Source organism: Nitrospira sp. SG-bin1 (assembly GCA_002083365.1).
Lineage (GTDB): Bacteria > Nitrospirota > Nitrospiria > Nitrospirales > Nitrospiraceae > Nitrospira_D.
In genome coordinates this window covers 43,555-64,319 of the sequence record LVWS01000016.1, presented here as the reverse complement: position 1 = coordinate 64,319, position 20,765 = coordinate 43,555, and the positions used below count along the sequence as shown (strand labels likewise).

Below are 20,765 nucleotides of genomic sequence, written 5' to 3'. Positions count from 1 at the left end.
GAAACCGACATGACGGATGTATCGGCCATCAACTCCACTGCAACCCCATCGACACCGGAGAAAACCGGACCTCGACAGTTGGGGCAGGACGATTTTCTGAAGTTGCTCATCACGCAACTGAAGAACCAGGATCCTTTGAAGCCGACCGACAATACCGAATTCGTTTCCCAGCTCGCCCAATTCAGCCAATTGGAACAGACCGCGAAGCAGGCGCAGCTGCTCCAGAAGAGTCTCGATGCGCAGACCGCCTCGCTGCAGTTCACGCTGCTGCCCATGGTCGGCCGACGCGTCAGCATCGACCGTCCCTTGACGCAATTGGAGAACGGTCAAGCCTCGCTGACCTATGCGCTTGAAAAGAACGCTGCTCGAGCGCGGATCACGATTCTCGATCAGAATCGCCAGGTCGTGCGCACGTTGGACTACACGAATTTGCAAGCCGGTCTCAACCGGGCCCAATGGGACGGGAAGGATAGTAAGGGTGTCGCCATGCCGCCCGGTCTGTACGAGTACGCCGTTTCTGCCGTCGATCATCAGGAGGCGGCGGTCGTCGCCAAAGGCCGTGCGCAACTCACCGTCACGGGGGTGCGCATGGAAGATGGACAACCGAAGTTGGCCGTCGGACCGATCACCGTGGATCCATCGGAGATCGTGGAAGTGCAATAGGAGACAGAGCTGCTCGAACCGTTCAAGAAGGAGGCATGCACCCATGGGAATTCTGTCGTCATTGTTTGCCGGGGTCAGCGGGCTTAACGCCAATGGTACCGCGCTCTCCGTCATCGGCAACAACATCGCGAACCTCAGCACGGTCGGATTCAAGGGGAGCAAGGCGACGTTTGCGGACTTGATCAGTTCGTCGATATCGGGCGGATCAGGCGCGATTCAAACCGGCATCGGCGTGGCGTTGACGTCCGTCCAGGGCAATTTTTCTCAAGGGTCGCTGGCGACCTCGTCCAACGTGCTGGACCTGGCCATCGACGGCAACGGATTCTTCATCGTTGAAGACGCGCAAGGCGGCACCTTCTATTCACGTGCCGGATTGTTCCGCCTCGACAAGAACAACAACGTGGTGGATCCGACGGGATTCAAATTGCAGGGCTTCCTCGCCGACACCACCGGCACCATCACCGGTACGATCGGCGATATCGCGCTGCCCTCTACCACTGCGTCGCCGCGGGCCACGACGACGGCGTTCGTCGCGGCCAACTTGAACTCGGCGACCACGCTGACCGGGGTGCGCGGCAACGTAGTAGCTTCGGCGGCGTCGACGACCACCACCGCCGCCGGCAACAATTCCTTCAATGTCAATTTGAACGGAGACGGGGCCCAGACGATCACCGTGGCGAACGGATTGACCGGCTCGGCGCTGGCCACGGCGATTCAAAATGCCGTACGCGCGCTGGTCCCCAATGATCCCTTTAAAGCGGCCGCCTACGCGGGATTCACCGCGTCCGTCAATGCGTCCAATATCTTCACGTTCACGTCGGGAATGACCGGAACCACGAACAATTCCACGACAGGAACCGGAACGGTCGTGGTGACGGCGAACGGCGGCGATACGTTGGCGGCCAATCTGAACATGTTGGCGCCGACTTCGACGACTGGGACGGACTTCCAGCTCGCCGATCCGCCCGCCACATCCGATTTTTCGACGTCGATGACGGTCTTCGATTCGCTCGGGAACAGTCATCTGCTGACGACCTACTTCACGAAGATCGGGGCCAACAGTTGGAACTACAACACCGTGGCCTCAGTCAACGACGTGGTGACGGCGAATTATCACTCCAGCAACATCGACGCCAGTTTGGGCATCGTTCGCGTCGGGTCCGGTACCTTGACGTTCGGCACGGATGGGACCCTGGATCGAGAGAGCACGGTGATTCGGTACGATACCGGAACCGCAGCTGGCACATCTGGTACAGTACCGGGAGAGCTACAGATCGACTTTACCGGTGCGACGCCTGACCAATTGCTGGTCATGAATTTCGGTTCCAGTGTGACGACCGACGGCGGGAGCGGACTCGATGGGACTACGCAATTCGGGTCGACCTCGGCGCTCGTACAGCAGACTCAGGATGGTTTTGCCGCCGGTTCACTCCAAGCCTTTTCCGTAGATGGAAACGGGGTTATCAACGGACGTTTCTCGAACGGTCAACTGCGAGCATTGGCTCAGGTGGTGCTCGCACGATTCCCTGATCCCATCGGGTTGACGAGGACGGGTAAAAATACCTTCGCGCAGTCGGGCAATTCCGGTCAACCAGTTACGGGAACGCCGGACAGCGCGGGGCTCGGGCGGGTGTTGTCAAATTCATTGGAATTGTCGAATGTCGATTTGGGGGAAAGTTTCATCGACATGATCGCGGCGCAACGCGGTTTTCAGGCGAACTCCCGCGTGATCACCACATCGGATGAAATTCTACAAGAATTGGTCAATCTGAAACGGTAGCTCCTTTCATTCAGGGCCGGGCTGGGAGTGAGGTCGATCTCTCAGCCCGCTCTCCTTCCAGGGTATTCCCGTCCGGCGCCTGTGATCGGTGACGGATCATCCCGCGATCCCGTCAGCTTCTTGACGCTGTCAAGAGCTTACTTGACAGGAGGATGGTGCGCCGGTCGTTCCATGAGGCGTGTAGTATCGGATTGCCCGCGAAACATAGTGATTCCCGCGGATTTTCATCGGTGCGGAGCAAGGCGTAGTGGCATATGCATTGCAGTCTCCGCACCGGGCCAACGAGTCAATCGAGGAGGAGTTATGGCAGATGCAGCCGCAGCCGATGAAAAGACTCCAGTCGCGGCTCCCGCTCCGGCGTTCCCTATTAAGCTACTCATCATCGTATCGGTTGTGGCGCTGGTGTTCGGGGTCGGCGGAGCGTTCGTGGTAGTCAAATTCCTGGGAGGAACGAACAAGAGCGCCGAACATTCAGAAGAGCATAAGGCCGATGCGGAGGCCAAGGCTGAGCCGAAAAGCGAGGCTGGTGGAAAACAGGGTCAGGCCGCTTCCCCGGGTGTCATGTTCGACCTGGATCCCTTTATCGTCAATCTCGCGGACACTCCCGACGTTCGGTACCTGAAGCTCACCCTTAAACTCGAGGTGGACAGTGAAGCGGTCGCCGCGGAATTGTCCTCGCGCGTTCCTCAGATACGCGATGCGGTGCTTGTCCTGCTCAGCAGTAAAGACGTCAATGCGGTGAGATCGACGCAGGGAAAGTTCCAGCTCCGCGATGAAATCACACAGCGCGTCAACGGCCTCTTGAAGAAACCGGGAGTCCGGTCGGCCTATTTCACGGAATTCGTCGTTCAGTAACAGCGGCTCATATGGAAAAGATTCTCTCGCAAGACGAAATCGATGCGCTCTTGAAGGGCGTCGTCTCGGGTGAGGTCGACACGGCTCCGAAGGAAGCCGCCCAGGAACCCAAGGGTGTCCTGAGATACGATCTGTTCAACCAGGAACGGATCATTCGCGGGCGGATGCCGACCATGGAGATGATCAACGATCGATTCATTCGCCGTCAATCGGTGGTGTGGACCAGCATGTTTCGCGAGGCAGTGGACTTCGCCGTCGTTGGAACGCAGGTGATCAAATTCGGCGAGTTCCTGAAGAAAGTTCCGATGCCTTCGTCGTTGAACGTGTTTCATATGTCTCCATTGCGGGGGAGCGGGCTCTTCGTAATGGACGCATTCCTCGTGTACCTGATCGTGGACTATTTTTTCGGGGGGAAAGGGCAGACCCATGTGAAACCGGAGGGACGGGATTTCACGCCGGTTCAGCTTCGGATCATCAAGAAACTGTTGTTGCAATCGCTGGTCGATCTGGAAAAAGCCTGGCAGGCCGTCGTGCCGGTCAAGGTCGAATATGTGCGCTCCGAAAGCAATCCTCAGTTCGCGATGGTGGTGACCGCATCCGAAATCGTGATCGTCGTCACGTTGCAGGTCATTCTGGGAGAAACGGCCAGGGAACTGTACATCGTCTATCCCTACGGCATGCTCGAGCCGATCAAAGAGAAGCTCTATTCCGGTCTGGTCTCCGATCACGTCGATCAAAACGGCGAGTGGAACTCTCGATTCCGAGAGCGACTGCAAGACTGCCCGCTTCCGATCGCAGTACGGCTCGGCACCGCCACGGTCACGGTGAAGGACGTCATGAATTTCTCCCCCGGGGATGTGGTGCTGCTCGATCAACATCCCGGAGATCCTCTCGATTGCTATATCGAAGGACATCACAAGTTCCAAGGCAGTCCGGGAATTTACAAGGGCAATCATGCGTGCCGTGTGACCAAAATATTGAATTAGCCACCATACCACCGAGAGAGTAATCATGGCTGAGTCAGACTCCGCGACGCGTCCCGATGCGCAAACGACCGCGAGCTCATCTCCACAACCGGCCTCGTTCCCACCGGTCCAAAACATGGAGACCGGAGGGGCACCGAAGAACATCGATTTCATTCTGGATATTCCGATGAGCGTCACCGTCTATGTGGGATCCACGAAGATGGCCATCCGGGATCTTCTGCAGTTGGCGCAAGGTTCCGTCATCGAACTGGACAAATTGGCCGGCGAACCGATGGAAGTGATGGTGAACAACAAGCTGGTGGCGCGCGGCGAAGTGGTGGTCGTCAATGAAAAATTCGGCATTCGCCTGACGGATGTGGTGAGTGCGGCGGAACGCGTGCAGCAACTTCGTTGAATGATTCGAGGGAGAGGCCGTGATTGATCTGTGGGAAAGCCTATTCCGCACCGTCGCGGCCCTGGCCGTCGTGCTGGCCCTGATGGGGCTTGTCACGCTGGCCGTTCGGCGGTGGATGGGGCCGCGCTTGGGGATCGCCGGGGGGCGTCCGCTCGTGCGAGTCCTGGCCAGCGGATACATCGCACCGCGTAAGACGATCGCCCTCGTATCGGTGGCGGGAGAATATCTGATCGTGGGAACGACGGCGACCGATCTGGTCCCGCTGGGGCGCCTCAGCGATTCCGCTGAATTGCGCGAATTACTCGCCCCGACGCGCGAAAATCCCTCCACGGAGACGGCGCCGGGGCCGCAGGACATCTTTGCCTCCTGGATTCGGCGCCGAGCGTTCGGTGACTTGCATCAACACAAGGAACGCCATGGCTGAAAAGCACGCGGTGCGCCCACACATCCCGTGGGTGATCACCGTCGCGGCGATCATGCTGCTCGTGATACCGACTTCAGCGCCGGCGGCCGGGCCGTCGGTGAGCATCGATTTCGGTGCAAACGGGCCGAAGCAAACCGCGGTGGTCATCCAAATTCTGATCCTCCTCACGGTGCTCTCCTTGGCGCCGGCGTTATTCATCATGGTGACGTCCTTTACCAGAATCGTCATCGTGTTGGCGTTCCTTCGGCAAGCGCTGGGCACGCAGGCCGTTCCTCCGAACCAGGTGTTATTGTCGTTGGCGCTGTTTTTGACGATGTTCATCATGGCGCCGGTCGGGCAGGCCATCTACAGCAATGCGCTGCAACCGTTGATGGCGGAGCAGATCTCGTATGAAGATGCGTGGAACAAAGGCATCGAACCGGTGCGGGGCTTCATGCTGCGGCAGGTGAGGGAGAAGGATCTTGAACTCTTTGTCAAGCTGAGTCGATTGCCGAAGCCGGATCGGGTCGAGGATGTGCCGACGCAAGCGATCATTCCGGCTTTCATTCTGAGCGAACTCCGCATCGCGTTCCAAATCGGATTTTTGATCTACATTCCGTTTCTGATCGTGGACATGGTCGTCGCCAGCGTACTCATGTCGATGGGCATGATGCTTCTTCCGCCTGTGGTGATTTCTCTGCCGTTCAAGTTGATCCTGTTCGTATTGGCCGACGGCTGGTATCTGGTCGTGGGATCGATGGTGCGGAGTTTTCAATAGGGATCGGCAGCCTGAGGACCGGGCCACCGTTGGCCGCGTTCCGACCGTGAGGGGACCGAGTGACGCCGGAAATCGTGACCGAGCTGGGTAGGCAAGCGTTGGAAACGACATTGTTGGTGTCTTCGCCCATCTTGGGGCTCAGTCTGTTGATCGGGTTGGCGGTCAGTGCGTTTCAAGCGATGACCCAACTGAACGAAGCCACGCTTACCTTTGTCCCGAAAGTGGTGGCTCTGTTCGTGGCGTTGTTGTTCTTTCTTCCGTGGATGCTGAACGTGATGACCACCTACATGGCGAATCTCCTGATGAATATTCCCAACTACGTGCACTAAGACGAAACGATGGCGTTGACCCAAACTATCCAGGTTCTTCTGCCGGAATTCCAAGGGTTCTTGGTCCTTATTTCCCGCATCGGGGGACTGTTGGCCGCGTTGCCGGTCTTGAGCGGTCGGGCGGTTCCGGTGAAAGTCAAACTGGCCCTGGTTCTCGCGTTGGGAGTGTTGTTGGCTCCTTTGGTCCGACTTCCTGTCGTGCCCTATGACCCGATGGCCTTAACCGCCGGGTTGATCAGTGAGATGGCCATCGGGCTCACGATCGGACTGGCGGTACGACTCTTCTTCAGCGCACTGGAACTGGCGGGGGAGATGATCGGTATGCAGATGGGATTCGGCGTCGTCCAGCTGTTCGATCCGGCGACAGCCGATCACACGCCCATCATCGGCCAATATTTTACGCTTCTGGCGACCCTCATTTTTCTCTCGCTGAACGGTCATCTGCTGCTGGTGGCCACGATCCTCTCGAGCTATGACTCCATTCCGCCGTTCGGCGCTTCTCTTCCGGGAGGCATGGGGGACGATATCCTTCGTTTATCCCAGCACATGTTCACGGTGGGGTTGAAATTGGCGGCGCCCGTGCTCGTCCTCATCCTCCTGATCAATATTCTGTTGGCCCTTCTTGGACGGGCGGTGAGCCAGATCAACGTGTTTGTTCTCAGTTTTCCCGTCACCATTGCCGGAGGATTGGCGGTGATGGGATTGTCAGTGCCGTTTGTGGTGGAACTTCTCGTTCGGGAACTAGAGCGATTGCAGTGGACGATCGAGAGTCTCATGAAAGCGCTGGGGCATGGCTGAGGATCGGAGTAACAGGACAGAACCCGCGACGCCGAAACGGAAGGAAGAGGCGCGCAAAAAAGGACAGATCGCCATCAGTCGCGATGTGTCTACTGCCGTCATTCTCTTGAGCGGCATCGGGTTGCTGGCGAGCATGCTGCCGGTGGGGGTTCAGAAAATGACGGAGATGACCCGTCAAGGACTTACACTCTCGTTCCCGCTCGATTTCTACAAAGAGATGTCGATCGAGCAGGTGCATGCGGTGGTCATCCATGCGGCCGCAACGGTCGTGACGCTGAGCCTTCCGGTCATCGTGGGCGTTCTATTGCTGGGAGGCGGGGCCTCGCTGTTGCAGACCGGGCTGCTATGGCGCGCCAATGCGGTTCAACCGGATATCGAGCGCATCAACCCGATCAAGGGATTGTCCCGATTGTTCTCACTGCGATCGGTGATGGAGCTCGTGAAGGGGCTGCTCAAGATCGCGATCGTGACGGGTGTCGGGATTTGGGTCGCGCGGTATGACTTGCTCCAGATTCCGGGGTTGATCGAGTTCGATATGGATACCGTTCTACAGGTAACCGGACGGCTCTCATTGAAGGTCGGATTGGCCGCCGTCGGGTCGATCGCGGTCCTGGCCGGACTGGACTATGTCTACCAGCGTTACGAGTGGGAACGAAGTCTGCGGATGTCGAAGGAGGAGGTCAAGGAGGAACACAAGGCCACGGAGGGCGATCCGCTTATCAAGAGTCGCGTCCGAACCATCCAGCGTGAGATGACGAAGAAACGCATGATGGCTGCCGTGAAAACGGCGGACGTCGTGATTACCAACCCGACACACCTCGCTGTGGCCCTGAAATACGATACCGCCACGATGGGAGCTCCGGTCGTGGTCGCCAAAGGAGCCGGGTTGGTCGCTGAACGGATTCGCGCACTGGCTCGGCACCACGGTGTCCCGGTCGTGGAACATAAACTCGTGGCGAGAACGCTGTTTAAACTCGTCGAGATCGGCAAAGAGATTCCGAATGAGTTGTACCGCGCGGTGGCTGAAATCCTGGCATTTGTGTATCGCGCCAGAGGCGTGACCCCATGAGGTCCGCGAGGCGACGAATAAGGAGCCTCACGTTTGCGGACGGGCGCGAGTTGGTGAGCGCCCAGTGTCTTAGAAGTCAGGCGCAACATTTGTCTAAGCGATGCGAGAACGGCGCCGGAGCACGTATGCACCATCCTGGTAGGGGACCATGGCAGCGGCAATAGAACCAGTAGAACGAAACCAGTTGATCAAGCATCCGGACGTCGTCATCTCCGTGGGGGTGGTGGCCATTCTCATGGTGATGCTGTTACCGCTGCCTCGATTTCTGCTCGATTTATTGTTGAGCTTCGATATCACCCTGTCGGTCATTATCTTGCTCGTCGGACTACAAGTACGGCGTCCGATCGAGTTCTCCGTGTTTCCGTCGATCCTGTTGATGATCACGTTGTTCAGGCTCTCCCTCAACATTGCGTCGACACGGCTCATTTTGCTGCATGGCAACGAAGGGGCTGGGGCGGCCGGCGAGGTCATTCGAGCCTTCGGAAACTTCATCGTCGGAGGGAATTACACGGTCGGCTTGGTGGTGTTCTCGATTCTCGTCATCATAAATTTTGTCGTAGTGACGAAGGGCGCCGGACGTGTGGCCGAGGTGGCCGCTCGGTTCACATTGGACGCTATGCCCGGAAAGCAGATGAGCATCGATGCGGACTTGAACGCCGGTCTCATCAACGAAGCGGACGCGCGACGCCGGAGGCGGGAGATTGCGGAAGAGGCGGACTTTTACGGTGCCATGGACGGCGCCAGCAAGTTTGTTCGAGGCGATGCCATTGCCGCCGTCATCATCATCCTTGTCAACATCATCGGTGGATTGGCGATCGGTATTCTGCAACAGGGTATGAGTCCGGCACTCGCGGCTCAAACCTATACCGTGTTGACGGTTGGGGAAGGGTTGGTGGCGCAGATTCCCGCCCTGATCGTATCGACCGCCGCCGGTATCGTGGTGACGCGCGCGGCATCGGAAACGGATTTGGGGGGGGCGATGACTCGGCAGCTTTTGATGTCCTCCAAACCGGTGGGCATCGCTGCGGGTATTCTTCTCGCGTTGGGATTGGTCCCGGGGCTTCCCCACGTGGCGTTCCTCCTTCTAGGAGGTGGTGTCGCATGGATCGCCTACCACCTCCATCAGCAGGAACAGCTTCAAGCTGCTCCCGCCCCCGCTCCCGTTGCCCCGAAGGCCGAAGAAGCTCTGACCCGAGTCACTCCGCTCGATCTGATGGAAGTTCAGGTGGGGTACGGGTTGATCGGACTGGTCGAAGGGGCGCAAGGCACGGCGCTTCTCGATCGGATCAAGGCGCTCCGGAGGCAATGTGCCGAATCGATGGGCTTTGTCGTGCCTCCGATCCATATCCGCGACAATCTTCAATTGCGCCCGAACGAATACGCCATCATTTTGAAGGGAGTGGAGGTCGCCAAGGCCGACGTCTTACCCGGGCATCTGTTGGCGATCGATCCGGGGACGGGTCAGAAAGGTCTGGTGCAGGGGATTGCGACCAAGGAGCCGGCATTCGGGCTACCGGCACTCTGGGTTCCCGAAGACGCGCGGGAGCAGGCCCAGATGGCCGGGTACACCGTGGTGGATGCGAGTTCGGCGATCGCCACGCATCTGTCCGAGCTGATCAAGCGCCATGGCCATGAATTGTTGGGGCGACAAGAAGTACAAGCCCTCTTGGACGAAGTCGGAAAATCGCATCCGAAACTGGTGGAGGAACTCATTCCCACGTTGGTGCCCCTCGGAACGGTGGTCAGAGTCCTCGGCAACCTTCTCAAAGAGGGCATTCCTATCCGAGACCTCCGCTCGATTCTCGAGGCTTTGTCCGATCAAGCGACAAGCACTAAGGACGCTGAAGTTCTCACGGAGTATGCCAGGCAAGCGCTGGCTCGGACCATCACCAAACAGTATCAAGCGCCCGACGGCAGCCTGCAAGTCATTACCTTGGATCCCCGCTTGGATCGATCATTGGCGGAACAGGCGGCGGCATTGCCGCCTGGAGCCACGCTGAACCTTGACCCCACGCTCTCTCACAAGCTGTTGACCGCTCTCAAGCAAGCCGCCGAGCGGGTCGCCGCTCGAGGACAGCAGCCGATCGTTCTTTGCTCGCAGACGGTTCGCCGTCATCTTCGCCGGCACAGCGATCGCATCCTGCACGCAGTTCCGGTCATGGGACTCAACGAAGTGGATGCCTTTGTCCGTCTGCAATCGTTGGATACGGTGCGGATCGACTTTGAATTGGCCCGGTCGTAGGTAAGTCATGAAGGTCAAGACATTTCATGCGCTCACCATGCAGGACGCCCTACGTGCCATCAAGGATGAACTGGGGCCGGATGCCATCATCGTGTCGGCGAAGGAAGTGCGCGAAGGAGGACGGGTCCTGCGGGCATTCAATCGGCCGATTCTTGAAGTGATGGCCGCGACCGACGACGAGGGACGTCGGTCTTCCTCGGGGACTGACCCCGGGCAGCAAGCCGCGTCGCCTGGCCGGCCGTCTGATCCAGAGGCGGATGACGCGCCGTCCCGGCTGAGCTTTCAAAAGACGTTGCACGGCATGCTGAAACCGAATCGTGAGACGACCACTCCGGCCGTCGGTAAGCGAAGCGTATCGGTGAAGCCGATCGCCATGCCGGTAAAGATGAAACGCATTCGGCATGTGCACAGCATGATGAAAGAATTGGGCCGCTTATTGGAGGATCTCTCCAGGGCGGACGATCGAGCGATCGAAAGTCAGCCGCCATCCGTTCAGGTGTTGCTGCACCGCTCGCTTGTCGAGCAAGGAATGAGTCCGGCTACCGCGGACCTCCTGGTAAACGAAGCCTGTAAGATCGAGCAAGCCTCCGGTCCGTGCGACGATGAATCGATGCGGCATGCCCTCCGTTGTGAAATCGCAAAACGGGTGAGAACGAGCGGGCCGATCGTCAAGGCAGAAGGCTATCCCGCCATCGGTCTCCTGATCGGACCCAGCGGAGCCGGGAAGACCGCCGCCGTCGCCAAGCTGGCGGCGCATTGTCGTCTTGAACAACGGCGATCGGTTGCTCTCATCACCTTTGATACCTATCGTGATACTGCCGTTGACCAACTGCGGCGGTATGCCAAGGTCGTGGGGGTGCCGTTTGCATGCGCCGTGTCGGCACGGCAGATTCGGGACGGGCTCCGTCGCCATACACAGGTCGATCTCGTGTTGATCGACATGCCCGGAATCGGGTCGGGTGATCTTGAATTGGCTCAGGAATTGCGGCGGGTTCTCCCGCGCGAGGCGGTGACCACGCATCTGGTCCTTCCGGCGTCCACCAGGGAACAGGAGCTCTGTCGCATCACGAGGCGCCTCGATGATCTGCCTCAGCCGCGGCTCCTGTTCACCAAGCTCGACGAGACGGAATCGTTCGGCACCATCTTCGAGGTCGCCCATCAAACCGGTGTGCCGCTTTCTTATTGGAGTATCGGGCGGCGAGTCCCCGGCGATATCGAGGTGGCTTCATCGGAACGATTGGCGGCGTTGTTGACCGCGGAACGCCCCATCGCCGCTCAGGTGCTTGTCAACCGCGCGGTTCAATCATCGGACGAAACACCTGCGCTCATGGGAGCAGGGATTCACCATGGATAATCGGACTGGAGGTCCTGATATGCCGTTCAGAACGGGAAGATCCGTCCTTATGTCGGAGGATCTGAATCGTGGAGGTCGCCCATCGACTCAGGTCATCGCGGTTTCCAGCGGTAAAGGGGGAGTAGGGAAGACCAATGTGGTCGTGAATCTGGCCATTGCCCTCACGAAAATGGGAAAACGAGTGCTGATTTTGGATGCGGATCTGGGCTTGGGCAATCTCGATGTCCTGCTCGGGCTGATCCCGCGACATACGATCGAAGACGTCTTGCTGGGCACCCATACGCTCGACGAGATCGTGCTCAAGGGGCCGGGGGGCATTCATGTGCTTCCGGCCAGTTCCGGTGTGCCCCGTCTCACGGCGCTCACGGAGGCCCAGCAATTGATGATTCAGGAGCAGCTCGCTCAACTTACTTCGGAGATGGACGTCCTCTTGATCGATACCGGCGCCGGCATCTCGCCGAACGTCACCTTCTTCGCCTCCGCGGCGGATGAGACGATGATCGTGGTGTCGCCGGAGCCGACATCGCTCACGGATGCCTATGCCCTGATCAAGGTGTTGGCTCGTCAGTATCGGGAGCGTCGTTTCAAAGTGCTGGTGAACCAGGCCAAGAGCCCACGTGAAGCGGCCGAGGTCTTCGGTAAGTTGGATGTGGCCGTCGATCACTTTCTCCATGTCGCGGTGGAATTGGTCGGGGCGATCCCCTATGACGATTACGTGCATCTGGCCGTCATGCAGCAGAAGGCCCTCTTGGAATTGTTCCCGGATGCGCCATCCGCGCAAGCATTCAAGCGGGCCGCACAACAGATCGTCCAGTGGCCGAGGCCCCGTCTTCTCAAGAGTTCGGTACAGCTCGTTTGGCACCGGGCGGCGACGCCGGCCGGCAACTGAAACAGGACCGTACATGAGAAGATCATGAACAAAACAGCCTTACCATCCGAACGGAAATCGTTTTCGGCTCAGGGCGCCAGACGCGAACAATTGATCAAGGAGTTTGCCCATGTCATTCGCGCGATGGCCCATCGATTGGCCTTCCGGCTCCCGGCGTACTTGGACGCGGAAGATTTGATTTCGGTCGGCACGATCGGACTCATGGACGCCATGGACAAGTACGATCCCACGCGCGAAGCGAAGTTCAAGACGTATGCGGAGTTCAGAATCCGCGGAGCCATGCTCGATGAGATCCGCTCCATGGATTGGGTTCCACGCTCCGTTCATGAACGAATCGGCCTGCTTCAAAAAACTCACACGGCACTGATGAGTCGATTGGGGCGACCCCCACATGATGAAGAAGTGGCCGCAGAACTGAAGATGTCGCTGGAAGAGCTCGATGATTTCATTACGCGTGCCAGAGGCGCGGTGATGATCAGTGTCGACGACTTAAGCCTTCAGGAACCGGACGGACACAAAGTGGTGAAGATGTTGGCCGATACGCACACGCTGGATCCGCTCTCTTCATTGGTCAACGAGCGCGAACGTGAATCGATCGCCGAGGCCATTCAACTGTTGCCGGAAAAAGAACGTCTCGTCCTGACGCTGTATTACTATGAGGAGCTCACGATGAAGGAGATCGGCGAACTCCTGAAAGTCACCGAGTCACGGGTCTGTCAAATCCATACCAAGGCCATCATCCGGCTCAAAGCACACTTGCACATGCCGAATTGACGAATCGGTCAACCGGTCCGGTCGGCTGATTGCGGGAATTCGTGGTGGTCCCCTCGGTCATGTCCTGCGATCGCCGTCTTCAGTTCTGCGTGTGAGAGACCGATACCTTTATGGGGCGGATCACGACCGGTATCTGGTGCAGCGGATGGGAATTCGCATCAGGCTGAGACAATCGATCGGGCCTCCGGTTGAGTGAATTCACATCAGGCCCTCTATCAGCCGTCAAGACGATGGATCTGAAGACATCACGAGATGGGTTTCTGCCATCGCGCCACCGCTCGATCGCATGGTGGAGTGCCTCAGCCACCGTGTGCGGTGCCAGCATGGCGTGGGTGGAGACGACCTCGGTCGGTTCGGCGAATGGTGCCGAAGCGCTTTCCACAAGGCTCGTCATCGGATGGATGGGCCTGTTCATCGCGGCGGGATTTTGCATCGCGGGATTTGTGTGTTGGCCATATCGTCGAGACCCTGCGCGCCGCGGACAGGTGAGTGCGATCTCGGCGTACGATAGCGTGACCGGCTTGCCTACGAGGCGACTCTATCTTGTCTTGCTCGGGCAAGCACTGAGTCGAGCGGAGGCCGCTACACGGCACGTCGCGGTGTTGGTGTGTGTGTTGGAACAGTTTCGCCCTCTGACAGCCTCCTCTCCGGCACCCAATATGACGCTGGTCGTTCGAGTTCAAGCTGCCCGCATCAAGAGCGCGCTGCGACCTCATGATGTGGTGGCACGCTTGGACGAATATACCTTTGCCGTGATTGTCGATAATGTGGCATCACCGGACGAGGCTCGATGGATCGCGGAGAAAATCCACGGAGCCATCGCGCTCCCCCTGTTGATCGAAGGCCAGGAAATGCTGCTGTCCTGCAGGATTGGGGGAATCGTCGGGCCGCAACGTGGTACGAAGGCAGAGACGCTCCTCGACGCGGCCGCGGACGCTTTGAAGAGCGGTCGACCAAACGGAGCGGAACATACGTTGATCGTGGAAGCTTCACAGCCATGGGCGACACCCCATGAGGCCAATATCCTCCCGTCGCCGGTTTCCGGCAGACACGAGGCTCCTCTCAACAGCTCTCGCTAGGAATAATCTTCACCTTGCTGGGTAGAATTCACCCCCTCGCCATGACGGGTCGAGCGAACGTCGGACTGGTGCTTCACCGCGGATGTCAGTTCAAGGCCTTATTTAGCAGTGTTCGAATCCCATCCTAAGTCATCCTGTTCTCATGGCCTCTGGCATGAGGGTTGCTGTCTCTCTTTCGAAACGAAGGGAGTCGGCGGTATGAATCGTGGCATCTATCCCATCTTGTCCGGCGCACTGGCCCATGAGCGGCGGATGCAGGTCTTCGCGAACAACATGGCCAATGTGAATACCGCTGGGTTCAAGCAGGATGAGCAGGCATTCAAAGCCATATTCCCACGGTACCAGGCGGTGATTCCGGCGGTGAGTCGAACCGCGGGATTAGCCCAACAGATCATGGCCAGACCGTTTGGACCAACTGAGCGAGCTTTTGTCGCGCCGCATAAGGTGAAGACCACATTTGAGCCGGGTCGCATTCGACTAACCGGCAATCCGCTGGACATCGCCATTCAAGGGAAAGGGTTTTTTGAAGTACAGACGCCGCAAGGGCTTCGGTATACCCGCAACGGCATGCTCTCGCTCGACAACCAACGTCGGTTGGTGAATGGACTGGGATATCCCGTGATGGGGATGAAGGGAGAGATCAAGATTCCTCCCGGCAAGTTGGACATTACGGCACAGGGAGAGATCAAAGTCGACGATAAACCTGTGGCGACGATCAAAGTGATGGACTTTCCGGATAATGAGATGCCGCAGAAGTCGTCGGAAGGACTGTTCTACTCGGAGAAAGGCACAGTGGCGAAGAATCCGCAGATTCAGGTCGGTCACATCGAAGAGTCCAACGTCAATTCCATCGGCGAGATGGTGAAGATGATTCAAGGGATGCGCAACTATGAGTCGACACAAAAGCTGATTCAGGCGCTCGATCGGATGGCGGAGATCGCAATTCAAGACGTCGGGCGGGTTCTGTAGCGTCCGTTTCGAGTCGCACGCGACGTGTTTCATGTGCGCCGTATCCTCGTAAAGGTGGAACTCTGCACTTGAAACCAGAAACCCTGTGACGGCGTCAGAGAGCGAGGAGGAGTGAGATGATCAGAGCCATGTGGACCGCCGCGACCGGAATGACGGCGCAGCAAATCAACGTCGACACCGTCGCCCACAACCTTGCCAACGTCAACACCAACTCCTTTAAACGCAGTCGTGCGGAATTTGCGGATCTGCTGTATCAGATTCAACGACTTCCGGGCACCAATGCATCCAACGTCGGGGTCTTTCCGGTCGGTATTCAGGTCGGTGCGGGCGTTCGGCCGACGACGGTGGCGAAAGAATGGCTTCAGGGGAACATGCGGCAAACCAATAATGAGTTGGATCTAGCCATCGACGGTTCCGGGTTTTTTCAGGTCTCCAGGCCCGATGGGACGATCATGTATACCAGAAACGGGTCGTTTAAGCGGGACAATGTGGGCAACCTCGTGACGGGCGACGGCGATCTGCTGAATCCCGTGATTACCATCCCGTCCGGCGCACTGAAGGTGGATATCGGTCAGGACGGCACTGTTTCGGTATTGTTGCCCGGTGTTACGCAGGCTTCGCAGGTCGGGCAAATCCAGCTCACACGATTCGACAATCCCTCCGGCTTGGTTGCGATGGGGAACAATCTCTTCATTGACAGCTTCGCCTCAGGACCCCCGACGCAGGGGACAGGAGGTTTCACCACCGGATTTGGCACGATCCAGCAGGGATTCTTGGAAAGCTCGAATGTCAATCTTGCCGAGGAAATGGTCAACATGATCATCGCTCAGCGAAGTTATGAAATCAACTCCAAGACGATTCAGGCGTCGGACGAAATGATGGCCATTGCGAACAATCTTAGACGATAAGGAGCACTTCATGCCCGGTCTGTTGCCGATCCTGCTCCTGATCCTTTCATCCGGACACTTCGATGTGGCTGTGGCCATCGCAGGCTCCAACGGTGACCCGCGGTCCAATTCGCCGGTGTCCCGAGGTCCGAATCAAAAGACAGCCGACACCGGGGCGGACCGAGCGACCGTCAGCGAGGTCCATCCGGATTCGATTCGGAAGGCCATTCAGAAATATCTGGAACACGAGTGGGGACGCACGGTCAAGACGGTGCATGTGACGGTCATAGATCCCGCTGACCCAGTGATGATCCCCGGGGGAGCGGCGGAGTTACAGGTTCTTGCCAATCCTGCTGAAGAAGGACTAGGAAGGCGTGCGTTCCATGTGGAAGCGATGGTGAATGGGAAACCTCGGAAGACCATCCAGGTGGTCGCGGATGTTGTCGCGATGATCGAGGCGGTCGTCGTGACCCGCTTCCTTAAGGCGGACGAAGTGATCGATGTGGGCGATCTCAAGACCGTCGGAATGCGCGTGCATCAGATCAACCATCCTTTTGTCATCGACCCAGGTGAAGTCGCCGGGAAAAGCGCGGCTCGCCCGCTCCCCCCCGATACTCCGTTGCGTCCCGCATTCGTGAAGCTTCCCTCGGTGGTCAAAAAAGGAGATCGAGTGCTTATTGAAGCGCGGCGTGGGGGGCTGTCGATCCGAACGTACGGCATTACGAAGTCAAGCGGACAGGTTGGGCAGACCGTCATGGTCGCCAATCTCGATTCCGGCAGGGAACTCCGGGCCAAAGTGGTCGCCCCTAGTCTCGTGGAGGTGGAGTTTTAACACGATGTCATTTGACGGCACCAATTTAAAACGACGCGATGTCTTGGCCTGGGGAACGGCCGGTACGCGAATCCGATTCAGCAAGAAAATAGAGCGTCGGAGTCGTATTCGAGCAGCGGTCGGTTGTTACTCTACAGCCGCGATACTGCTCCTTCAGGCCTGTTCAAGCCCGCCGAATGTCTCGAGCAAGGTTGTCGTGTCTCCCTTGCCTCCGCCAAAAACCGTCGGATCGCTGTGGCAGGAAGAAAACGGTCGCGCCTACCTCTATGAGGACCTCCGCGCGATGCGCATCGGCGATATCCTCACCGTCAAGATCATCGAAAATCACAAAGGGTCGAAGTCCGCGGATACTGCGGCCCAACGCGAGTCGACGATCAAAAACAGCCTGGTCGGTAGCGCCATGGGGTATATCGGAATACCAGGAGTACGATTCAGTGATGAAACGAGACGGGGCATGGGCATAGACGCGAGCGCCAACAGCAAATTCGGCGGAAAAGGCGCGACGAGCCGAGAAGGGACGTTGACCGGAACCATTTCTGCGATCGTGACCGAAGTGCTTCCTAACGGCGATCTTCGTATCGAAGGCCGTCGCGAAGTGTCGGTGAACAGTGAAAAGCAGCTGATGAGCATCGGCGGCATCGTGCGTCGAGTCGATGTCGATACGAAGAATACCGTGCTCTCATCCGCTATCGCGGATGCCAGAATCGAATATTCAGGTCTCGGTGTTTTGGACGATGTACAACGGCCCGGGTGGTTCATTCGTATTCTCGATTGGGTCTATCCGTTCTGAGGAGGGACGGTTCAATGAAGGCTTCGCTGAGGCACAAGACGAGGACGAGGGGCATTCCCAAGCGACGACCTATGAATCGCCTGACGCTTCAGATGATGGTGCGGAGTGGAGTCGTACGACGGGCTGATTTCGATCCTCCCTCTTTTGGAGGCGGGAGGCGATTCCATTCACAGGAGGAGATCGATCCCGGCACGGTGAAAGAAAGAGCCTCGGAGCAAGGATGGCTGGCGCGCTTCATCTTGGCCGTAGGTCGCCATAGTCCGTTTTCAAACGTTCCTAGCGAGGATACGTACCGACACATGTTGACACGAGTATCCAAGGTTTTCAGTGCGCTGATCGTGACCGGTTGTCTTGGGGCTCCCTCAAGCGCCGATGCGGTGAGAATTAAGGATATCGGCGCGATCGAAGGGGTGCGAGAAAACCAACTGATCGGTTACGGGTTGGTGGTGGGTCTGGATAGTACCGGCGACAGAGTAATCGGCGGACAGTTCACGATTCAGGCCATGATGTCCATGTTGAACAAGATGGGCGTCAATCTAGTGATCGATCCCATCCAGTTACTGACCAGGAATATCGCCTCGGTGATGGTCACGGCGAAGCTTCCTCCCTTCTCGAAACCAGGGATGACGCTGGATGCCGTGGTGTCGTCGATGGCGAATGCCAAGAGTCTGCAAGGCGGAACTCTCCTGCTCACGCCGTTGAAGGCCGCCAATCAGCAAGTGTTTGCTGTCGCGCAGGGACCGGTCTCGATTGGAGGGTTTCTTGGCGGGACGGGCGGAGCCGGCGGGGCGACGGTGGTGAAGAATCACCAAGCGGCCGGTGTGGTTCCCGGGGGCGCCATTATCGAGAAAGAACTGCCCGTCAACATCGACTCATGGGAAACGGTCTCGATACTCCTGCGGCAACCTGACTTTACGACTGCCATCAGAACCGCCGAAGCCATCGAGAGTACCTTTGGAAAGGGCAGTGCCGTGGCCGTGAACGCCGGGTCCGTCAAGGCGACGATTCCGCAAACGTTTCAAGGCCGCGTCGTCGAGTATATTGCGTCGATCGAGGGGCTTGATGTGACCGTCGATTCCGTAGCCAAAGTCGTCGTCAATGAACGGACCGGGACAGTGGTGTTAGGCGAACATGTACGGATTTCAACGTGCGCCATCTCTCACGGTAATCTCACCATCTCGGTGAAAAACACGTTGAACGTGTCGCAGCCTCCGGCGCCGATCATTGGCTCATCCGCGGGGCAGACTACCGTCACGCCGGACGTGCAGACCGAGGTAAAGGAACAGGAATCGAGGCTCCTGGTTGTGGATGAAACCGTGACATTGGGAGAAGTCGTGCGGGCTCTCAATGCCGTGGGAGTGACACCACGGGACCTGGTCGCAATTCTTTCAGCTCTGAAGTCGGCAGGTGCTCTTCAGGCTAACCTTGAAATAATTTAGCTATCGCATTGACTATATGAATAATATAGAACGATATAGAAACAGTTCCATGCCGCCTGCCTCATTGGATATGAATCCGGCGTTCGCTCTACGCACCAGTTATCCGGACCCACACATGAATCCGTCAAAATCGCAAAGTACTACCGAGGCTTACCAACAGCTGATCCAAGCCGGGCGGCAATTTGAGGCATATTTTATCTCCTATTTGCTCAAGGTTATGAGAGAAACGGTTCCAGAGGGAACCCTCGCCAACAAACAAGGGGCATATTTTTATTCGTTTTATGACGAGGAAATCGGGAAGCGAGCGGCGGAATCCGGGGGAATAGGCATTACCAAGATGGTTCAGGATTATGCGCAACGATGTTTTTCATCACTTCCTCAGGAACGCTCAAGTTTGACTGGATAGCAACCGATAAGAAGCTCGACCGGGGTAAAGTCCGTAATTCTCTCCGAATGGTCGTTGGGAGAAAAGAGCCGGGGAAGGAGCGGCGCCATGCAGATTTCAGGTCATGGGAAGGTCGATCATCTCGCAAAGCTGTTGCTTGGGGTTCAGGAAACGGAAGGAGCAGGTGGCCGACAAGCGACTGTCCGCACCCAGGTCGGGAAGGACCGGGTGCAGATTTCTGCCCAAGCGAAGGAACTTCAGCGGATTCGGGAGCTGGCCAATCAGCCTGATCCTGGGCGGACGGAACATGTGGAGCGCATCAGGCGGGCGCTTGACAGCGGTACGTACGATGTCAGTGGTCGTTCGGTAGGAGATGCCCTCATTAAGCAGGTGCTGACCGACGCCGTACTCTAGTATCCGCCTTGCCAGGCTCCTAAACAGTCACGCGCCATGGTTCCGTTCCTCCTCGTTCCGAGGCAAGAAGGAGAGGGGGGGAATGGATGGCGGAATGCGGCGTACGCATCTGCACGTACCTGATTGAAAAGGAGTCTCTATGCCCCCGTCCACGTCCGTACCGTCGATCATCCAGCTCTGCGAAATGTTGCGCCAAGAAGAGGCCACCTGCCATCAGTTGCTGGAGACGGTCCAGGCTGAACGAGCCGCCATCCGAACACTTGCGATCGCCGAGTTTCATTCGATCAACTGCCGTCGGCTATCGATTCTAGAATCGCTGCAATCTCTTACAGAGGGGCGGCAGCAGCTAGTTCAAGAACTGGCGACGCACTATGGTCTGCCATCGGGGGCCGTATCGACCCAGGAACTCATTGATGCGCTCCATGCTGCTGTTTCAGACGACTTGCGAACGGCCTATCGAAGTTATATGACGATGGCCAAGACAGTTCGTGAAGAGATTAAACAGAACGTCGTGCTCATCGAAGGGATTCGAGGTGTCGTCGACCAAGCGCTGTCGGCCAGTACTCCTGTCGCTCCTAGCCGGGATCTTTATAGAGCCGATGGACAGTCGTTCGTCGCAAGCCGTGTGAACGTGCTTATTCACCAACAGGGCTGAT

The 20,765-nt window shown here is 57.7% G+C and carries 23 protein-coding genes; all 23 read left to right on the top strand.

The genetic code is table 11. The features are described 5' to 3' along the window. Positions 1 to 9 precede the first annotated feature (9 nt). A complete protein-coding gene (locus tag A4E19_16300; protein ID OQW35808.1) occupies positions 10 to 663 on the top strand; it encodes a hypothetical protein in 654 nt (217 codons plus the stop codon). Between the two features lie 43 nt (positions 664 to 706). Then, a complete protein-coding gene (locus A4E19_16295) occupies positions 707 to 2,443 on the top strand; it encodes a hypothetical protein (GenBank protein ID OQW35807.1) in 1,737 nt (578 codons plus the stop codon). A 303-nt stretch (positions 2,444 to 2,746) separates the two neighbouring features. After that, on the top strand, positions 2,747 to 3,298 hold the full coding sequence (locus tag A4E19_16290; protein ID OQW35806.1) for a hypothetical protein: 552 nt from the start codon (positions 2,747 to 2,749) through the stop codon (positions 3,296 to 3,298). An 11-nt stretch (positions 3,299 to 3,309) separates the two neighbouring features. After that, positions 3,310 to 4,284, top strand: a complete 975-nt coding sequence (locus A4E19_16285) for a hypothetical protein (GenBank protein OQW35805.1) — start codon at positions 3,310 to 3,312, stop codon at positions 4,282 to 4,284. A gap of 25 nt (positions 4,285 to 4,309) precedes the next feature. Next, on the top strand, positions 4,310 to 4,678 hold the full coding sequence (locus A4E19_16280) for a flagellar motor switch protein FliN (protein OQW35804.1): 369 nt from the start codon (positions 4,310 to 4,312) through the stop codon (positions 4,676 to 4,678). A gap of 19 nt (positions 4,679 to 4,697) precedes the next feature. Further along, positions 4,698 to 5,102, top strand: coding sequence for a hypothetical protein (locus A4E19_16275; protein ID OQW35803.1), 405 nt, complete (start codon positions 4,698 to 4,700; stop codon positions 5,100 to 5,102). A 52-nt stretch (positions 5,103 to 5,154) separates the two neighbouring features. Then, positions 5,155 to 5,859: a flagellar biosynthetic protein FliP gene (locus A4E19_16270; protein OQW35845.1), complete on the top strand. Its 705-nt coding sequence runs from the start codon at positions 5,155 to 5,157 to the stop codon at positions 5,857 to 5,859. Positions 5,860 to 5,918: 59 nt separating this feature from the next. Next, positions 5,919 to 6,188, top strand: a complete 270-nt coding sequence (locus A4E19_16265; protein OQW35802.1) for an EscS/YscS/HrcS family type III secretion system export apparatus protein — start codon at positions 5,919 to 5,921, stop codon at positions 6,186 to 6,188. A 9-nt stretch (positions 6,189 to 6,197) separates the two neighbouring features. Next, the gene (locus A4E19_16260) at positions 6,198 to 6,986 is read left to right on the top strand and encodes a hypothetical protein (protein OQW35801.1); all 789 of its coding nucleotides are present in this window, start codon (positions 6,198 to 6,200) and stop codon (positions 6,984 to 6,986) included. After that, on the top strand, positions 6,979 to 8,055 hold the full coding sequence (locus A4E19_16255) for a hypothetical protein (GenBank protein ID OQW35800.1): 1,077 nt from the start codon (positions 6,979 to 6,981) through the stop codon (positions 8,053 to 8,055). The genes A4E19_16260 and A4E19_16255 overlap by 8 nt, the downstream gene beginning before the upstream one ends. Positions 8,056 to 8,203: 148 nt before the next feature. Next, positions 8,204 to 10,297: an EscV/YscV/HrcV family type III secretion system export apparatus protein gene (gene flhA / locus A4E19_16250; protein OQW35799.1), complete on the top strand. Its 2,094-nt coding sequence runs from the start codon at positions 8,204 to 8,206 to the stop codon at positions 10,295 to 10,297. 7 nt (positions 10,298 to 10,304) lie between these two features. Then, the gene (locus A4E19_16245; protein OQW35798.1) at positions 10,305 to 11,651 is read left to right on the top strand and encodes a hypothetical protein; all 1,347 of its coding nucleotides are present in this window, start codon (positions 10,305 to 10,307) and stop codon (positions 11,649 to 11,651) included. A gap of 19 nt (positions 11,652 to 11,670) precedes the next feature. After that, a complete protein-coding gene (locus tag A4E19_16240; GenBank protein OQW35797.1) occupies positions 11,671 to 12,540 on the top strand; it encodes a flagellar synthesis regulator FleN in 870 nt (289 codons plus the stop codon). Positions 12,541 to 12,564: 24 nt separating this feature from the next. Further along, the gene (locus A4E19_16235) at positions 12,565 to 13,314 is read left to right on the top strand and encodes a hypothetical protein (protein OQW35796.1); all 750 of its coding nucleotides are present in this window, start codon (positions 12,565 to 12,567) and stop codon (positions 13,312 to 13,314) included. Positions 13,315 to 13,544: 230 nt separating this feature from the next. Beyond that, positions 13,545 to 14,393 carry a hypothetical protein gene (locus A4E19_16230; GenBank protein ID OQW35795.1) on the top strand — a complete coding sequence of 283 codons (849 nt, stop codon included), beginning with the start codon at positions 13,545 to 13,547 and terminating at the stop codon, positions 14,391 to 14,393. 198 nt (positions 14,394 to 14,591) lie between these two features. After that, positions 14,592 to 15,362: a hypothetical protein gene (locus tag A4E19_16225; protein ID OQW35794.1), complete on the top strand. Its 771-nt coding sequence runs from the start codon at positions 14,592 to 14,594 to the stop codon at positions 15,360 to 15,362. Between the two features lie 116 nt (positions 15,363 to 15,478). After that, positions 15,479 to 16,270, top strand: coding sequence for a flagellar basal-body rod protein FlgG (gene flgG / locus A4E19_16220; protein OQW35793.1), 792 nt, complete (start codon positions 15,479 to 15,481; stop codon positions 16,268 to 16,270). Positions 16,271 to 16,280: 10 nt separating this feature from the next. Next, on the top strand, positions 16,281 to 17,081 hold the full coding sequence (locus A4E19_16215; protein OQW35792.1) for a hypothetical protein: 801 nt from the start codon (positions 16,281 to 16,283) through the stop codon (positions 17,079 to 17,081). A gap of 4 nt (positions 17,082 to 17,085) precedes the next feature. Beyond that, positions 17,086 to 17,871, top strand: a complete 786-nt coding sequence (locus A4E19_16210; protein OQW35791.1) for a hypothetical protein — start codon at positions 17,086 to 17,088, stop codon at positions 17,869 to 17,871. Positions 17,872 to 18,170: 299 nt separating this feature from the next. Further along, positions 18,171 to 19,310 (top strand): hypothetical protein, encoded by a 1,140-nt coding sequence (locus A4E19_16205; GenBank protein ID OQW35844.1) that lies wholly within the window; start codon positions 18,171 to 18,173, stop codon positions 19,308 to 19,310. A 49-nt stretch (positions 19,311 to 19,359) separates the two neighbouring features. Further along, positions 19,360 to 19,716, top strand: coding sequence for a hypothetical protein (locus A4E19_16200; GenBank protein ID OQW35790.1), 357 nt, complete (start codon positions 19,360 to 19,362; stop codon positions 19,714 to 19,716). Between the two features lie 87 nt (positions 19,717 to 19,803). After that, the gene (locus A4E19_16195) at positions 19,804 to 20,109 is read left to right on the top strand and encodes a hypothetical protein (GenBank protein OQW35789.1); all 306 of its coding nucleotides are present in this window, start codon (positions 19,804 to 19,806) and stop codon (positions 20,107 to 20,109) included. Between the two features lie 139 nt (positions 20,110 to 20,248). Continuing rightward, positions 20,249 to 20,764, top strand: coding sequence for a hypothetical protein (locus A4E19_16190; GenBank protein ID OQW35788.1), 516 nt, complete (start codon positions 20,249 to 20,251; stop codon positions 20,762 to 20,764). The last annotated feature ends 1 nt before the right edge of the window (position 20,765 follow it).

Bases quoted from the DNA above. Each gene is read 5' to 3' on its own strand.
- A4E19_16300 (OQW35808.1), top strand. From the start codon at position 10: ATGACGGATGTATCGGCCATCAACTCCACTGCAACCCCATCGACACCG.
- A4E19_16295 (OQW35807.1), top strand. From the start codon at position 707: ATGGGAATTCTGTCGTCATTGTTTGCCGGGGTCAGCGGGCTTAACGCC.
- A4E19_16290 (OQW35806.1), top strand. From the start codon at position 2,747: ATGGCAGATGCAGCCGCAGCCGATGAAAAGACTCCAGTCGCGGCTCCC.
- A4E19_16285 (OQW35805.1), top strand. From the start codon at position 3,310: ATGGAAAAGATTCTCTCGCAAGACGAAATCGATGCGCTCTTGAAGGGC.
- A4E19_16280 (OQW35804.1), top strand. From the start codon at position 4,310: ATGGCTGAGTCAGACTCCGCGACGCGTCCCGATGCGCAAACGACCGCG.
- A4E19_16270 (OQW35845.1), top strand. From the start codon at position 5,155: ATGCTGCTCGTGATACCGACTTCAGCGCCGGCGGCCGGGCCGTCGGTG.
- A4E19_16260 (OQW35801.1), top strand. From the start codon at position 6,198: ATGGCGTTGACCCAAACTATCCAGGTTCTTCTGCCGGAATTCCAAGGG.
- A4E19_16255 (OQW35800.1), top strand. From the start codon at position 6,979: ATGGCTGAGGATCGGAGTAACAGGACAGAACCCGCGACGCCGAAACGG.
- flhA (OQW35799.1), top strand. From the start codon at position 8,204: ATGGCAGCGGCAATAGAACCAGTAGAACGAAACCAGTTGATCAAGCAT.
- A4E19_16245 (OQW35798.1), top strand. From the start codon at position 10,305: ATGAAGGTCAAGACATTTCATGCGCTCACCATGCAGGACGCCCTACGT.
- A4E19_16240 (OQW35797.1), top strand. From the start codon at position 11,671: ATGCCGTTCAGAACGGGAAGATCCGTCCTTATGTCGGAGGATCTGAAT.
- A4E19_16235 (OQW35796.1), top strand. From the start codon at position 12,565: ATGAACAAAACAGCCTTACCATCCGAACGGAAATCGTTTTCGGCTCAG.
- A4E19_16230 (OQW35795.1), top strand. From the start codon at position 13,545: ATGGATCTGAAGACATCACGAGATGGGTTTCTGCCATCGCGCCACCGC.
- A4E19_16225 (OQW35794.1), top strand. From the start codon at position 14,592: ATGAATCGTGGCATCTATCCCATCTTGTCCGGCGCACTGGCCCATGAG.
- flgG (OQW35793.1), top strand. From the start codon at position 15,479: ATGATCAGAGCCATGTGGACCGCCGCGACCGGAATGACGGCGCAGCAA.
- A4E19_16215 (OQW35792.1), top strand. From the start codon at position 16,281: ATGCCCGGTCTGTTGCCGATCCTGCTCCTGATCCTTTCATCCGGACAC.
- A4E19_16210 (OQW35791.1), top strand. From the start codon at position 17,086: ATGTCATTTGACGGCACCAATTTAAAACGACGCGATGTCTTGGCCTGG.
- A4E19_16205 (OQW35844.1), top strand. From the start codon at position 18,171: ATGTTGACACGAGTATCCAAGGTTTTCAGTGCGCTGATCGTGACCGGT.
- A4E19_16200 (OQW35790.1), top strand. From the start codon at position 19,360: ATGCCGCCTGCCTCATTGGATATGAATCCGGCGTTCGCTCTACGCACC.
- A4E19_16195 (OQW35789.1), top strand. From the start codon at position 19,804: ATGCAGATTTCAGGTCATGGGAAGGTCGATCATCTCGCAAAGCTGTTG.
- A4E19_16190 (OQW35788.1), top strand. From the start codon at position 20,249: ATGCCCCCGTCCACGTCCGTACCGTCGATCATCCAGCTCTGCGAAATG.